Raw genomic sequence first — 16,575 nt, 5'->3', positions numbered from 1 at the left:
AAACAATGTTCAAAATTACAATTATAGAATTGTATTTTGAAATTTGAGTTTTGTGATTTTGATCTAAATGTATATATCCGAACTAAACTTACAGGGATTTAAAAGCTTTGCTCACAAAACTAAAGTGGGCTTTGACAGCGGAATAACATCCATCGTAGGACCAAATGGTTGCGGTAAATCCAATATCGTTGATGCTTTAAGATGGGTGCTTGGTGAGCAACGCCCTTCGCTGCTCCGTTCTTCCGCAATGAGCAATGTCATTTTTAACGGGACGGCTAAAAAGAAAGCTCTGGGAATGGCCGAGGTCTCTCTGACTTTTGTTAATGACAAAGGCATACTTCCCATTGAATACAGCGAAGTAACTATTACTCGACGCCTGTATCGCTCGGGTGACAGCGAATATCTGATCAACAACACTTCCTGCCGCTTAAAAGATATCATGGAGCTTTTCATGGATACCGGAATGGGCTCGGATGCTTATTCTGTAATCGAGCTTAAAATGGTAGAAGAAATTCTGAATGATAAGAACAACGATCGTCGTCGTTTGTTTGAAGAGGCTGCCGGAGTTACCCGCTATAAAGATCAGCGAAAGCGAACACTCAGAAAACTTGATGAAACCAGAAAAGATCTTCAGCGTGTAGATGACCTTTTGATCGAGCTTCGGAAAAAAGCACGTTCTCTGGAAATTCAAGCTGAGAAAGCAGAAAAAGCCAAGAAGTATAAAGTAGAACTCGAATCTCTTGATAAAGGATTTACTCTTCACGAGTTCAATAAAATAAAAGAAGAGCTGGAACCTCTTCAGGAACGTATCAATAACGCTGAAAAAGAAAAGAAGGAAATTACGGCAGCAGCCGAAGAGTTTGAGTCCTCTGATGAAAAAGCTCGTTCTAATCTTCAGGAAAAAGAAAGACAGCAAGCAGAAGCTCAACGTCGTGTAAGCCAGTTGCATAATGCTATCAGGGAAGCGGATACCTCCCTCAGGATCACCAAAGAAAAAATTCAGAACGAAGAAAAGGTGATCAAAGAATATTCTAAAGATATTGAGCAGGGTGAGATCGACTTAAAAGAGTTGATGGACTTGCTTTCAAACAGCAGAAGTAAGCTGGAATCTTTTGATGACGATCTGGAAAAATCTTCTAATACGCTGGAAGAATCAAAGAAACAGTATTCCCAAATTCAGCAGCAATATAACCGTGAACGACACGAGTTGTACGAAATTGAAGTTCAGCTGAGTGAAGCCAACAACGAATTAAATCAACTTCAGACAAAACGAATTAAGATCGAATCCCGACTGGAAAATACCGAAGGGGATCTGGAGCGGATCGATGATGAGATCGTGGATCTTAATGATGAAGTTGACAACCTGAATGGCGAACAGAAACTGATCGAAGGCAAGCTTGATTCCCTAACGGAAGAACGTGACGAGCTTGAAGTAGAATTGGAAAGCGCCAGGGAAAAAAGAGAAAGCTTTGCGGAAAAGCAGAATGAGATCAAAGATGAACTAAGGACTCTGCAAAGCAAAAATGCTTCTCTGGAATCTGAGATCAATCTGATGAATGAACTTGCAAATTCAAATGAAGCTTTCCCAAGCAGTGTAAAATACCTGATAGATAAACATCGGTTTGAGTTCAAAGACCTGACTACTGTTTCTGAAATTTTTGATACCGATGAAAAGCATGCCGTTGCTCTGGAAGCAGCTTTGGGCGATGTTCTGAATTATGTTGTGATCAAAACTCTTGATGAAGCGCAGCGAGCTGCTAAAATTCTGAAAGAGAACAAAAAAGGTCGTGCCACTTTTATACCTCTGGATCAGCTGGCTGCTACTTACGAAGTTCAGGATGGGAGCTTGTTCGATCAGGTTAAATCCAAAAGAGAATATTCCGCGCTTAAACAGCTATTACTTGGAAATGTGTTGATCGCAGACTCTGTGGAAGAGGCCTATTCCGGTATTAAAAACTCCTCTTCCATTGGCGTTACCTACGACGGAGAAGTGGTCACAAGATCCGGATTCTTTCAAAGCGGTAGTAAGAGTAAAAATGCAGGGATAAGAGTTGGGTTAAAGGATAAGATCGAAAAGCTTGAAAAGGAAAAAGCTCAGACTTCAAAAGAGATCACCAAGCTGGAAGATTACTTAAAGCAGATCGTTGAGAAATATGAAAAGCTGGACGTCGCAAACCTGAGTCAGAATCTGAAAGAAAAAGAGCAGGAAGTTCGTCGGCTTGAGCAACAGCAGCATAGTCTGAGTTCGAAAGTTCAGGTGTATCAAAAGAATATTGGTGAACTTGTTAACAGAAAAGATCATCTGAAAACAAACGAGGGGTCTGCTCAGGAAGAACTGGATTCCATTCAGCCAAAGCAGAAAGAGCTACAAAGCAAAATGTTGGAACTGGACGAAAAGCAGAATCAGAAGAAAGATCTTTTGGAGTCGCTTGAAGAGGACAGAAGCATTGCACAGACCCGATATAATGATGCTCAACTTCAACATCAAGATCTGAAAAATAAAGTTGAAAATCATGAGCGGGATGTACGCAGAGCTGAAACCGGAATAAACAGTGTTCAGTCCAGAATTGAGAACAGAACTAAACTGACTGAAGAGAGTAAAGCCCGGATTGAAAGCTATAGCCAGCAAATTACATCACTGGAACAGGAGCTTTCTGACAACCAGGAGTTGAAAGTTGAAGCAGATGAAGCTCTTAAAAAAGCAGAAGAAGCTGCCAGCATCCAGCGTGGTAAGATCAATGAATTTGAAAAAGAACTGAAAGAAGTTCGTCGGCGAAAAGAGGTGAACATGGAACTCGTTCATCACCTTGCTATGGCTAAGGAAAAGATGGAAATCCAAAGCCAGGCTTTGACGGATCATATTTGGGAAACGTATGGTATTCTGATGAAGCAGGTTGAAGGTGAGATGCCGGAGGATATGTCGACCGATGAAGTTAAACAACGAATAGGATGGCTTCGTCAAAAACTGAATAACATCGGTGAAGTTAACGCGCTTGCCATAGACGAGTACAAGGAAGAAAAAGAGCGTCTGGATTTCTATGAAGAGCAAATAGACGACCTCAACAAAGCTGAAAAGCAGCTTTTGGAAACCATCGCTGAAATAAACGATACTGCCACAGAGCGCTTTAATACTACTTTTGAAAAGATCCGGACCAACTTTCAGGAAGTTTTTAAAACCCTTTTCTTTGAAGATGACAACTGTGACCTGATCATTGAAAAGAACGTGGAAGATCCGCTGGAAGCCAAAATTGAAATTCTGGCCCAACCCCGTGGTAAACGCCCATCGGGAATATCTCAGCTTTCCGGTGGAGAAAAAACGTTAACCGCTATTGCTTTGCTGTTTGCGATTTATCTGGTTAAACCATCGCCTTTCTGTGTACTAGATGAGGTTGATGCACCCCTTGATGATGCCAATATCGAACGCTTTGCTCAAATGATCAAAAGCTTTAGCAATGACACCCAGTTCATCATTATCACTCATAACAAAAAGACCATGAGTAAAGCCGAAATGATGTACGGAGTTACTATGCCTGAAACCGGTGTAAGCAGACTCGTTGGTGTTAAAATGGACGATGTAGAAGACGCTGCCTGACGGGTAATTTCCCAGATTCTTATTTCATAGTTAATTCCCGTCCACACACCCGCAGGGCTGAAGCTCATGCTAGCTTATGGATGACGTTTTTGAAATTAATTAACCCAATATCCAACGTTGAACAAGGAACACCCAACATCCAGTTACGAACGTCACATGAGTAACAATGGAAATTGAATGTTCAATATTGGATGTTGAATTACTGCCCGTCCGCCGGGCGTGAACGCCCTTCTAGCATAAATTTCGTTGAGTGATTTTAAGCAAGCAGATCCTTCAGGTTCTGCGGTTTATGTAATTACCCGCTTTCATTCGCGGCGGATTAAAGTCCGAACGGATGTAAGGATTCTTTTCGTGATTAGAATTCCTCATCTTAATCCCCGCAGGGCTGAAGCCCATGCTAGCTTATGTTCGAAGCTTCTTTTTTCTAAATGATCACTATGTGAAGGTCATCCTTATAGATGTCAGGTAATTCGTTAACAGTTTTTAAACAGTAAAATATATAGGGTCATCCCGAACTTGTTTCGGGATCTTTGTGAAGGCTGGTAGTTTTTTCTGGGCTTCCGGGCTCTATTTCTAACCCACCCCGTCCGCCGGGCGTGAACGCCCTACATTTCGTTGCGTGATTTTAAACCAGCAGATCCTTCAGGTTCTGTGGCTTACAATTTACCTGCCCTCAACCGCGGCGGGAAAAATCCCTGGCTGGTGTACCTGAGAAAATCTAAATCACATTGAACATTCCCAATCAAGTTCACCAGAGAGGACTCTCTTGAAATCAATTAACTCAATATCCAACGTTGAACAAGGAACACCCAACATCCAGTTACGAACGTCACATGAGCGACAATGGACATTGGATGTTCAGTATTGGATGTTGATTTATTGCCTACCGCCGGGCGTGAACGCCCTTCTAGCATACATTTCGCTGCGTGATTTTAAACAAGCAGATCCTTCAGGTTCTGCGGTTTATGTAATTACCTTCCCTCAATCGCTGCGGATTGAAATCCTTGCTGGTGTACCTGAGTAAATCTAACTCACCACCAACGATCCCAATCAAGTTCACCAGAGAGGACTTTAGTCCGAACGGCTACAACCACAGATTCCCAAACAAAAAAAAAGGTTCCGACGCAGAGCATCGGAACCAGTTGTAAATCAGTGAATATCTGCCCTGCTAAAAAATTGGGCAGTGATTCGGAGATCACTTCGCTACGCTCGTGAATGAGCATGATCTTGTTTATACGTCTTCGCTTTCGCTGTTACGGCCTTTAAGCTTTTTGTAAGCATACGCTCCGCCTGCAGCTGCAAGCAAGCCTAGACCGCCGTCAATGGGAGCCTGAGCTGGATTGCCCGGTAAGCCCGGTTGCGCCATAGCAAGTGAGGTTAGTATTAATGCGATTGTGATTGTGAGTAAAACGAGTAATAAATTTTTCATAGTGATATAGCTTTGAGGCTATCAGCTGTCAGCCATTAGCTTTTAGTGATTTTAACAACACTAAAAGCTAACCGCTGTGCGCTAACAGCTAATTACTTAATTAATGTCATTTGTCTGGTTAGAACTTGGCCCGGAGCCGTTAAGCGGTAATAGTAAATTCCACTTGCTACGCCTGTTGCGTTCCAGCTTACCTGATAACTTCCTGCATTCTTCGTCGTATTGAGTAGTTCAGCTACCTTCTGTCCCATTACGTTATACACGGTAATATTCACAGGACCGGCTTCGCCCACGGAATAATTGATACTCGTCGTTGGGTTAAATGGATTCGGATAGTTCTGACCTAACTCAAACTCTGTTGGTGCAGCAATTTCATCATCAATACTTACTGATGTGCTTGGTGTGATCGTGATTCCAAATCTTGGAGTTGATCCTGACTTAGCCCGCATCGGCGTTCCGATCGAATTATTTATTACACTAAGTGGATTAACTTTTTCTTGAGACTCATTGATTATAACATCGAATTCATAATTCTCAATAGATTCTAGATCGTACGAAATACCTGTTTCATAATCATGTAGCATAAATGACCAGGAATCCGGCATTTTATCCAGACCATCCCAATCCAGAGTAAGAGTCTGTGATTCACCGGTAAGATCAACAAGAATTGGAAGTGTGATCTCTTCGTTTAAAGAAGTTGGAATTGCTTCGATTCCTTTTAAAACCGTTTTACCATCCAGTGTTCCAACAAATGCTGCTGATGCATTCTGAGGTATTAGCGATCCCAGTTTTATAAGGTCGTAGTTATCCCATTCCATAGAAGCATCATCCGCAACCTGAATCTTCAAGTTTTTCTCGGTGTTGTAACTGCTTTGTATGGTAAAGCTCAACTCTTTCATTGAATTAGGTACTGCTTTATCGAAATGAGTTGTATCAGCTTCAGAACTAGTTTTATCAGATGTTCCAAAAGTTAGCTGCCCGCCACTTGTCGAGTTTGCAGTTTGCACCCAATAACCTTGCCAAGGCTTGATTACCAAACCACCTGAAGTACTTTGCGAGGTATATGAACCAGCAGTATTATCCCAAAATGTGACATTCGATGAAATCGCGATATTTGCTGATACATTGGCCAGATCTACATTTGCCGCAAAAGGGTTTCCAACTAAAGTATATCTACCTGTAGCTCCGCTATATAGATCAACAACCACATCACTTGAAGGTTCTGATCCTGATGCATCTAATGTGACCGGTAATTCGGAGCTTCCCGCTGTAGTGTTGTCAAAGAAATACAATCCGAAGCCTAAACCATCTCCCCATGCAGTACTTACATTGGTTGGTTGTTCAAACGCACCGGTTTCGTCATAGATAATGAAGTTTGCATCAGATCCTGAATTATCTCCTCCGGTAACGCCTTGCACAGGGGTGTCATCAGAAACATCTTCAACGGTACCGCCTGTAATTGGAAGCGAAAGTAAACGCCAGCCTGCTGAACCAGTTATTTCAACATTATGTTGAAGTAATTCTGCTGATGTGAAGTAATCTCCTGTCAAGCTACCAACATCTCCATCATTACCTAAATTAGCACCAGTATATGACCCACTGGGAATAAATTCATTAGACATAAAACCACCGCTACTGGCAATAGCGGCGAAAAGTTTTACTGTTTGAGTGCTATCTACACCTGGTATATTTGAAATATCTATTTTTAATTCTATACCTGCGCCCGATGTCCCTGCATTAGAATAAGCCATATCTATAGTTCCAGAATCAAATAAATCTGAAATGTTACTGGTTGGTATACTTGCTGAAGTTCCAGATTGATCACTTTGACCAACAAAACTAGATTTAAAAATTATACCGGATGAACCGTAACGAGCTGCATCTAAATATAAGTTTGTAACACCGCTCCCTTCATTAAAAGCAAATGCAAAGTCAGCTTCCATGTCAATCGCTGCACCATCAAACCCTCCTGTACCAAATATTCCGGTTTCTCCGCTTTCTCCAATAAAACCACCTTTTGGTTGCCCTCCATAACCAGAAAAGTCCATCCACAATACAACGTTATCATTGCCACCAAGATCTGCAGGTATACCGATGTAAATAAAAGATCCATCAGCATAAAAATTTATTTCATCTATATTATTTCCTGAGCCAAAACCATCCATCCCGCTTGTATAAGTAGCTAAAGTCGTATAATTGGCTTCATTTGAAACTCCATCAATTGTTATTTGCCCAAAAGCCTGTCCAAATCCCATGAAAACTATCAGAGTTGCCCCAAGCAAAAGCTGTATTCTTTTTTTCATTTTTATATTCTTTAAAATTATTTGTTACCCCTTGGAATCCCTAAAACGCCAAGAAAAATGAAAGCGCTTTCATTTTAATAAACGAAAACTTAAAAAACAATACCTATTCAGGTAATTTTGCTCGAAATAAAGGGTATTTATTACTTTATGAGCGTCATTTTACGGATCTGAACAAAACCGGGAGTGGTCATTCTCAAAATATACACTCCGCTTGCCAAACCTGATGCATTGAAGTTTACAGTGTGGCTGCCTGCCGATCTTTTACCGTTCAGCAAAGTCATTACTTCTTTTCCGGTAATGTCATAAACACGAATGCTTACCTGTCCCGCCGTTTTAAGATCGTACCGGATCGTTGTGCCCGGATTAAAAGGATTCGGATAATTTTGATGTAGCTTGAATTCTGACGGCACGCTTCCCTCTTCAAAAGAAGTAAAGATCTGAGTCATAAAATCGGCAACTTCCGACCATTCGCTATTCCCGGCTGAATTTTCAGATCGTACTCTCCAAAAATATTCCGTGTTTTCGGCTAGGTTATCTATCTCAGCCGTAGTTCCGAAAATATCCGAAGTATCGATCACCGTACTTTCGAAACTCTGCATTTCTGAAATTTGAAGTTGGTAGGAATCGGCGTAGTCGGCTTTGTTCCATCCAAAAATAACAGGGTCGTTCACGGCATCATTTTCCAGCGGACTCAATAGTTCAGGAACCCCCGGTAATGGAACATTGGTTTTAAAAGTAAATACCGCGCTCCATGAACTTTTACCTGACGCATTCGCCGATCTAATCTGCCAGTAATAATCGGTATCAAAACTAAAAGCCTGTAAGGTTAATGAAGTATCATTGGTGATCGTACTGTCGATGGAAACTTTGAAATTTTCCGTTTTCGAAATTCTGATATCGTAGCTCTCTGCATCAGCAACTTCTGTCCATACAAATTCAATTTCCTGCGGGTCTGTTGCAGATTGATCTTCCGGAAGCAACAATTGTGGTGAAGCCGGAATTTCTTTTTCCGTTTCAAAAGAATACACCTGCGACCAACTGCTTGCTCCTGATGATGACATTGCCTGAACACGCCAGAAGTATCGTTTACTTTTTTGCACAGAGGTGACTAACACAGAAGTATCCGTAATTCCTGAGCTGTCTGTAATTAATGACTCGAATGCGGAAGTTTCGGAAAGCTGAATGGTATAAGATTCCGCCAATGCTACGCTGTCCCACGCAAATTCTATGGGTGATCTCAGGTTTACAGCATTATTCAGCGGGCTGATGAGAACCGGTCCTTCAGAACCGGAAATTCCTGTTTTAAACTCAAACGGTGAAGACCATTCGGTGCTTCCTCCCGCGTTCGATGCCTTCACCCTCCAAAAGTAAGTTGTTGTCGCTGACAGCGAATTAACCGTTAGAGCAGTATCAGTTGTGGCTGTATCAGAAACAAAAGTAAAGTTATCGTCTGTTGAAAACTGAACTCTATAATCAGCAGCTCCGGAAGCGGAAGACCATACAAATGTAACCGGGAGACTTGTGTTTTCCTGCTGATCAACGGGAGACATTAAGACGAATGCGCCGGGAATTTCGGGAATGATTGAAAATGATCGGGTTTCTGACCAGTCGCTGTTGCCGGTAGTGTTATTCACCGCCCGTATTCTCCAGAAGTAATCGGTATTTCTGGCAAGCGTGTCTGTTTGTAAAGTTGTTGTGGTAATTCCTGAACTGTCTGTTACTATTCCTGAAGTGAAATCCGATTCTGTTGATAATTGCAGATCATACGAATCCGCATCAGCTACACTTGCCCATTGTAATGTTGGAGATAAACCCAGATTCTCTTTTCCGTTTTCAGGTGACAGCAATTCAGGCGCTAAAGGAGCCGGAGCTTTTGTAGTAAACAATTGAGCTGTCGACCAATCCCCAACGTCCTCGGCATAGTTTGCTCTTACTCTCCAGTAGTAGGAAGTAGAATTTTCCAGAAGCGCTGCCTGAAAAGTAGTATCAGATAATGCGGATGAATCAGAAACCGTTGTGCTGAACGAAGACAGTTTAGAAAGCTGGAGATCGTAATTCAACGCGCCATCGATCGATCTCCAAACCAGTTCGGGATCTGTAACAACATCTTCAGCTTCATCCGCCGGAGAGATCAGCATCGGCACTCTTAGTTCTGTTTTAAAAGTAAGCGTATCTGACCAAGCGCCGGAACCACTTGAATTCACTCCTCGAACTCTCCAGTAATAACGAGTTCCTGCAGAAAGCGAATCCTGATCACTATATACAAACTGAGTATCCGCAACAGAAGTGTTGGTTTGAACAACAGTGAAATTATTATCCTTTGAGATCTGAATTGAATAAGAATCGGAGCGACTTTCCTGATTCCATGAAAAGACCGGAGCTAAAGAAACGTTTTCAGAATCATCCTCAGGAAGAAACGCCGTGACCTTATCCGGAATACCTGCCAAAGTTGTAAATGCCAGCGTTTCTGACCAACCGCTTGAAGTGGTGTCATATTCAGCACGGACTTTCCAGAAATATTTGGTTTCATTTTCAAGAACTCCGGAAGCTATCGTGTACTCTGTGGCCGCGGATGACAATCCCGAATCGTCAATAATTGGCGAGCTGAATGTAGCTTCATTTGCTAATTGGATATGAAATCCCTGAATTCTGGAATCCGAAGCTGACCAATCCAGCAATGCTTCCAATGAAATTTCGGTAGCGTTGTTTAAAGGAGAAACAAGTTGAGGAATTTCCAACACATCCAATTCTCCCGAAGGACTTGTGCCTGCATCCCAAAAACCATTCACTCCGCCATACACAAAATCCTGATCTTTATATCTGTACCGGAATGCGAAATAGTACTTTTTAATTTCTAATTCTGATCCAAGTGAAGCGCTGTATTCGTCGGTCGACGTTTTATCCTCAAAAAAAGCAGTCGTCTTCCAACTCACTTCATCCCAAGTGGATGGATCGGTATTGTTTTCATTTACAGCAACCCACGCTGATATATCCGCGTTTTCTCCGGACAAACTTGTAACTCCGGGAACGGTCAGCTGTCCATAGACTTGAAATGTTTCTCCGCTGTCAATAACAACTTCAGATGGAAACTGAAGATTAGCGAAGGTGATCTCTGTTTCGGTTGTGAATGAATACACATTGGACCATTCGGTTGCCGCTGAAGTTTTAAATCTCCAATAGTATTTGGTGTTTATATCCAGCGGATCTGTAACCGAAAAGGTCGTATCGGTTAATCCGGACTGGTCTTCAACCGTGGTAGAAAAGTCATTGGTTTCAGAAAGCTGAAAGTCATAACCGGCAGCTCCATCCGTAGAAAACCAACTGAAATCAGGAGTTTTGGCAACAGCGGTTGCTCCGTTTGCCGGCAGAATATTAGCTTCGTAAAAATATCTGTAATTAGAGCCTCCGTTTACATCAAAAGCCAGAGTTGCGAGATCGATATTTGAGTTCCAGTTCGCTTCATCCAGTGTAGTTGTAAGCACATAGAATTCTACCACTGTATTTTTTGGCTGACCCGGAATATCAACGGAACCGGTTGCACCTGTGAAGTTGGTAACTTCAAGTGCACTGCTGGTTGTAAAGTTATCTGTGGAATATCGGATATAGACTTTTTCTTCAGCTGATCTTGCTTTGTCCAGTTCTACAGCAATCGTTACCGGATCATTTGCGACCACATTCCCGGTTGGTGTGCCCGTTACAGAAACTATACTTACCGGGGCAGCTGATGTTTTTAAAACAGCCGCTGAGGAATTATCGTATCCGTTGTCATCAAAAATTAAAGTGTAGTAGTTGTCATTAATTAATGTAATGGAGTTATCCGCGCCCGTGTTGTAACTGAGATCTGAGAAACCGTCAATTGTTAGCGTGGCATCTGCCCATTTATTGGCAAAGTTATTGCCATCGGGCCCGCTGGTAAAAAGCATATTAAACACACCGGCTGTAGCGTCTCCATCTGCGGACTTTACTTCCAGCGTAGTGATATATTGTCCGCCCGCAAATGATCGGTAATTCATCCTGAAGTTGCCCATTGCCGTTGAATCATTCGAGTTCGCAAATCCATTCCAGGCGCCGGGAATATTAACCCCTTCGGGTTGAAAGATCTGGGCGTTCAGTGATACTGATCCCATCAGACATACAAGAAAAAATAAGCCGGTAATTCTTTTCATGATCTTGTTATTTGATGAGGGTTAGTTTTTTGATCTGACTAAAGCTTCCCGCCTTAATTCTGTAGATATACATTCCGCTTGCCAGATTTGATGCGTTAAAAGTAATTGAGTGGAATCCTGCTTCCTGTCTTTTATCAACCAGAACCGCCACTTTTTGGCCTATCATATTAAATACGGTGATAGAAACTCTTTCCGCTTTTGGCAATGCATACTTAATAGTTGTGGATGGATTGAACGGGTTCGGATAGTTCTGATCCATCGCATAATTCTTTGGCAGCGCTTCGGATTCTATGCTTGTGGCGATGGAAGTTTTTATTTCCTGAACAGCGCTCCATGCACCGGCACCCGCTTTATTATTTGCCTGCACTCGCCAGAATAAGGTTGTGTTTTCCGGAAGTGGTACGTTTTCAAGCGTTTGAATAACAAAGCCGGAAGAGTCTTTTAAAACACTTTCAAAACCGGAAGTATTACTCAATTGAAAACGGTAAGTAGAAGCTCGATCCGCTTTACTCCATACAAATCTGTTTACAAAGGGATCAACAGAAATGTGAGCCTGAGGAGCTATTAATTCGGGAATTCCCGGGAGGTCGACCTTCGTTTTAAACAATCGTGCTTTCGACCATTTTGAAACGCCGCTTTTGTTGATCGTTTGTACTCGCCAGTAATAAGTCTGATTGAACTTCAGATCCGATACCGCAAAAGAAGTGTCAGATTTGATCAGCGTATCTGTTTTCTCATAAAAATTCTTGGTTACAGAAAGTTGAAATCTGTAATCGGATGAAATCTCTGCTTCTCTCCATTTAAATGTCAGATCTGTGCTTAGATCAGTCACGCTATCTGCAGGACTAACTTGGATCGGAGCGTTTGGAATTTCAGGTAGTGTGGAAAAACTAAGAGTATCAGACCACGCACTGGAGTCGCTTGAATTGATGGCTCTGACTCTCCAAAAATAAGTAGTGTTTCTGTTCAGTGTATCGCTGAGCTCCAGTTCATTTTCAGGAATATTCGTGGAATCAACCGTCGGTGAGGAAAACCCGTTGCTTTCAGATATCTGAATTTGATACCAGAAAGTGCGTTCGGTTTCGCTCCAGTCGAACAAGACAACATCCGCTATATCTACTTCATTATTGACCGGAGAAATTAATGACGGTTTAGTTGGTGCATCAAAAGGAGTGGAGAAAATACCCGTAGCTGACCAAGCACTTTCAAATTCCGAACTTTTGGATCTTACACGCCAGTAGTAGGTTGTATTTCTTTCCAGAAAATCCGGTGCGAAAACAGTATCTGTAACAGCTGTTTGTTCCGCTCTTATTTTAAAATCGGATTCTTTCGATATCTGAATTGTATAACTCTCAGCATTGGCTGCTGTATTCCATTTAAGTTCTGCATCTAAAGCCACATCAGAAGAGTTATTGATCGGTGTAACCAGATCAGGAGTTCCTACAGAGCTGGTTGTAAAGCTTCGTGTTGCTGACCAAACTCCATCTCCGGAAACATTGCTTCCACGAACTCTCCAGTAATATTCTGTATTGGCTGATAGTCCAACAAATTGTACTGATAAACTTTCAACTTCATCTTTTACTTTCAGATCTTCCGTGAATTCCGGATTGGTGGCCAAATGAATTTCATAGGTAGTAGCTGCAGAGTTTTCGTTCCATGTTAGCACCGGACTAGTAGAAACATCTGTGGCGCTGTCTTCAGGTAAACCGTGGAGTATTGCATCGGGAACTTCCGGTAGCGTTGTAAAAGTTGAGAATGAAGTCCAATCACCGGTACCAAAACTGTTTTCTGCTCTGACTCTCCATTTGTATTCTGTTTCCAAATTTAGATTTGAGCCCACAAAACGATTGTCTGCTAGTCCGGATTCTGTTTCGTTGATCTCTTCCGTATCTGCATTTCGAATTTCAATTTCATAAGTGTCTGCGTTACTCACCGGCTGCCATTCAAAAACTATATTCAGCGGAACGTTCTGCTGTTCGTTCTCTGGATTTGTGATCACAGGTTTTCCGGGTAAGGCATCGGTATAACTTCCTTTCACCTGAAAACTTACCGATCCGATTCCGGTGGTTTCGATCGTAAATGTATCTTCAAAATTACCTAAACCCGACGGCTCAAAAGTTATCTCCAGATCAAGAGTTCCGCCCACGCCAACGGACGCACTTAACGGACTAACCAAAAATTCAGAACTGAAATTAGAAATGTCTGTGATCGTAAGTTCGGCACTTCCTGTGTTTGTAAGAGTAAGTGTTTTCTGAAAAGATGGATTTACGTCTCCACCCGAAAATTCCTCGAATTCAACTAATTCTGAATCCAGACTGATTTGTCCTGCTTTTTCATTCAGAATTCCCGGAGGTGGATTTCCAAGCTTTGCAGTAGAATAGATCCTGAATTCTCCCGGAGCCATATTTATAGCCGGAACTGAAGACTCATTGATCAACAAAGAATCTCCGCTGAAATATTCATACCACCATTTTCCGGATCCGGAATTATGTCCGTACGGAAATACATCTGCGCTGACGACATCAAAATTTCCGAGTATCTGAACGTCGGTTGCTGAGCGAAGCAGAATTCTTTTTTGCTTTCCGCCCATATCCAGCGAATAATCGGTTGTAGCGAAAGATGGGTGCGTTGTTTTCAGTTTCGACAGTTCTGATACCGTTTGATACAAACGATAACGATCTGCATCATTTAAATAACTCCAAAGGATTGGTTTTTCACCTGTTCTTCCGTTCTGATTGATGCTGATATCGTAGCCGTATTCTCCGAATTGCCAGAACATTTTAGGTCCCGGAACGCTGAGCAAAAATGCATTTGCGATCTTAATTCTGTTTAAAGCCGTTGTTTTTTCTTTGGTGTCATAACCCGAAAAAGCATTACCGAAATTCTCAATTTCATGCATGATCCGTTCTTCATCATGACTTTCCATATATCCAACCAGATGCGGATCATTCCAGCCTCTGTTTTGATAAGAGACATTGGTGAGGTCACCATTATAGCCCAGAGCTGCATCTTTATACTGTTCGTGCATGATGCCCCAAAGCATGAATCCGCTGTTTGCAAGCACGGTCTCTTCGTCATTATTTCCGAGATGCTCAAGGATCAGGTACGTCTCCGGATATACTTCGTGAATGCGACTTTTCATTCTGTTTAACAGATCTACTCTGCCTTGATCGTATTGATTCCAGGCTCCCACATCAGATGTGAAGTTTTGAGTGAATCCTTTGCTCAGATCATATCTGAATCCATCCACATGAAATTCCTTCACCCAAAATCTGTTTACACTGTCAATAAATTGTTGGGTAAACTGACTTGTGTGATCAAAATCGTAGCCCACATTAAAAGGGTGTCGGGCATCGATATTGAACCAAATATTTTCTGAAGTAGGCTTGCCGTAATCTCCTTCATTATACAGGCGAACCATTGGCGACTGACCGAAGGAATGATTGTAAACCGCGTCAACAATTACGGCTATTCCTCTGTTGTGACTTTCATTTATGAGCCTTTTCAGGTCTTCGGCAGGTCCATAATATCTGTCGGCTGCAAAATAAAAAGACGGATTATAACCCCAGCTGTTATTTCCTTCAAACTCGTTTACGGGCATTAGCTCGATGGCATTTATTCCCAATCTCTGTAAATAGTCCAGAGAATCTATAACCGTTTGGTAGTTATGTTTATCTGAAAAATCCCGAACCAGCAATTCATAGATAACTAAGTTTTTCTTTGCCGGTCGTTCCCAGTCCTGATCCGTCCAGTTGAATTCTTCTTTATCCGTTTCAATGATGGATACATATTCCGTCGTTTTTCCGTACGGATAGGATTTCAGGTTCGGATATGTTGACTCCGATATAAAACTGTCATCAGGATGAAGAACTTCTTCGGCATATGGGTCTGCAATTCTGATCTCATTATCCACCAAATACTGAAAAGCGTATTGCTGACCCGGGTTCAATCCGGTTATATCGATCCACCAATAAACTTCGTTCGAGCTTACCGTTTCCCGGTTCATCTGAAAATCCGGTAAAACCTCCCAGTCGTTAAACTCACCGATCACATAAACATGATCTTTGAAAGGAGCCAGTAACGACAGTGTTACTTTGGTCGGATCCGACTCATAATATTTAATTCCCTGTGTTACTCCGTTTGGTCTGGGGCTTTCATTGATAGCATCAGGAACCAGATAATAAACTGAAGCGCTGTCTTTTTCTCCTTCCGTGTTGGTGGCAACAGCCTTAAGAGTTTTCCTGCCGGATGAATTTGCTGTTAGCACGTAATCCAAGGTATCGCTGGCTGTATCAGCAAGCTTGACGCCGTCCTCAAATAACTCCAAGGATTGAAGAGTTGAACCCAGAGCCGCACCCAAAACCTGAATATCCAGCATTTCCCCGTTTTCCAAAAAAGAAGACTCTTCACCAGGCTCGTTGAATCGAACGTAGACCCCGTCAGAAAACAGTTCTATAAAAAAGTCCTCGCCGTTTTCGGTTTTAGCAATTTTACCACTGTCCCCACTCCTGAAGATCATTGCTAGTTTTAAGATCTCGTTCGCTGATGCAGATCCGTAGTAAGCGTCCACATCCGAGATCGTTATCGAATAAAGATTCGTCTCAAGGCGTGTCATTTTGGTTGCAGAAGTATTCTGACCAAAAGCTGTTTTGATGAATTTCCAGTCTCCGGGATTTCCCACAGGATCCGGTGGATTATCAGGATTACTTTGATCTGTGATCAATCCAGTATGTATGTAAACATCTCCGGAATGCCCGAGCAAAGCCTGGTTTCCTTTGGTGGCATCAAAGACAATGGTAATGCTGTTAGATCTGGAAGGAAATGCAGGAGATGAACTGACCTGTGCGTTAATAACACCTGTTGAAAAGAATAAGATCGCCAACAAAATTGAGGGGGAGAGACTACACTTTACTGTAATTCTGAGCAGACTCTTTAATTCAAAGATGTGCTTTATTCTGTTTATTAAGAGATTTTTTGCCATTGCAACGTATCGGATTGTCAAGAATGTAAGCGCTTTCATTTTATGAATCAATTTCCAATTCAATTTTTTAAAACCATTTCTTATTTGATAAACCTTCTGTGTGTTTT

6 protein-coding genes are annotated in these 16,575 nt (G+C 42.0%); 2 read left to right on the top strand and 4 right to left on the bottom strand.

All coding sequences use genetic code 11. The features are described from left to right. Window positions 1-67: 67 nt before the first annotated feature. The gene (smc, locus tag A8B79_RS07700; protein ID WP_066220506.1) at window positions 68-3,592 is read left to right on the top strand and encodes a chromosome segregation protein SMC; all 3,525 of its coding nucleotides are present in this window, start codon (window positions 68-70) and stop codon (window positions 3,590-3,592) included. Between the two features lie 766 nt (window positions 3,593-4,358). After that, a complete protein-coding gene (locus A8B79_RS16030; protein WP_153038390.1) occupies window positions 4,359-4,616 on the top strand; it encodes a hypothetical protein in 258 nt (85 codons plus the stop codon). A gap of 207 nt (window positions 4,617-4,823) precedes the next feature. On the opposite strand, the gene A8B79_RS07690 is transcribed toward A8B79_RS16030, so the two are convergent. From A8B79_RS07690 to A8B79_RS07675, 4 genes are all read right to left on the bottom strand, one after another. After that, window positions 4,824-5,021, bottom strand: a complete 198-nt coding sequence (locus tag A8B79_RS07690; RefSeq protein WP_066220501.1) for a PID-CTERM protein-sorting domain-containing protein — start codon at window positions 5,019-5,021, stop codon at window positions 4,824-4,826. A gap of 92 nt (window positions 5,022-5,113) precedes the next feature. After that, on the bottom strand, window positions 5,114-7,321 hold the full coding sequence (locus tag A8B79_RS07685) for a T9SS type A sorting domain-containing protein (protein WP_066220498.1): 2,208 nt from the start codon (window positions 7,319-7,321) through the stop codon (window positions 5,114-5,116). Between the two features lie 140 nt (window positions 7,322-7,461). Next, window positions 7,462-11,487, bottom strand: coding sequence for a T9SS type A sorting domain-containing protein (locus A8B79_RS07680; RefSeq protein WP_066220497.1), 4,026 nt, complete (start codon window positions 11,485-11,487; stop codon window positions 7,462-7,464). 7 nt (window positions 11,488-11,494) lie between these two features. After that, the gene (locus tag A8B79_RS07675) at window positions 11,495-16,468 is read right to left on the bottom strand and encodes an alpha-amylase family glycosyl hydrolase (protein ID WP_161485154.1); all 4,974 of its coding nucleotides are present in this window, start codon (window positions 16,466-16,468) and stop codon (window positions 11,495-11,497) included. Window positions 16,469-16,575 lie beyond the last annotated feature (107 nt).

Source organism: Balneola sp. EhC07 (assembly GCF_001650905.1).
In the GTDB taxonomy this organism is placed as follows: Bacteria; Bacteroidota; Rhodothermia; order Balneolales; family Balneolaceae; genus Balneola.
The sequence above is the reverse complement of the archived record's forward strand: the minus strand, read 5'-3'. Positions and strand labels throughout refer to the sequence as shown.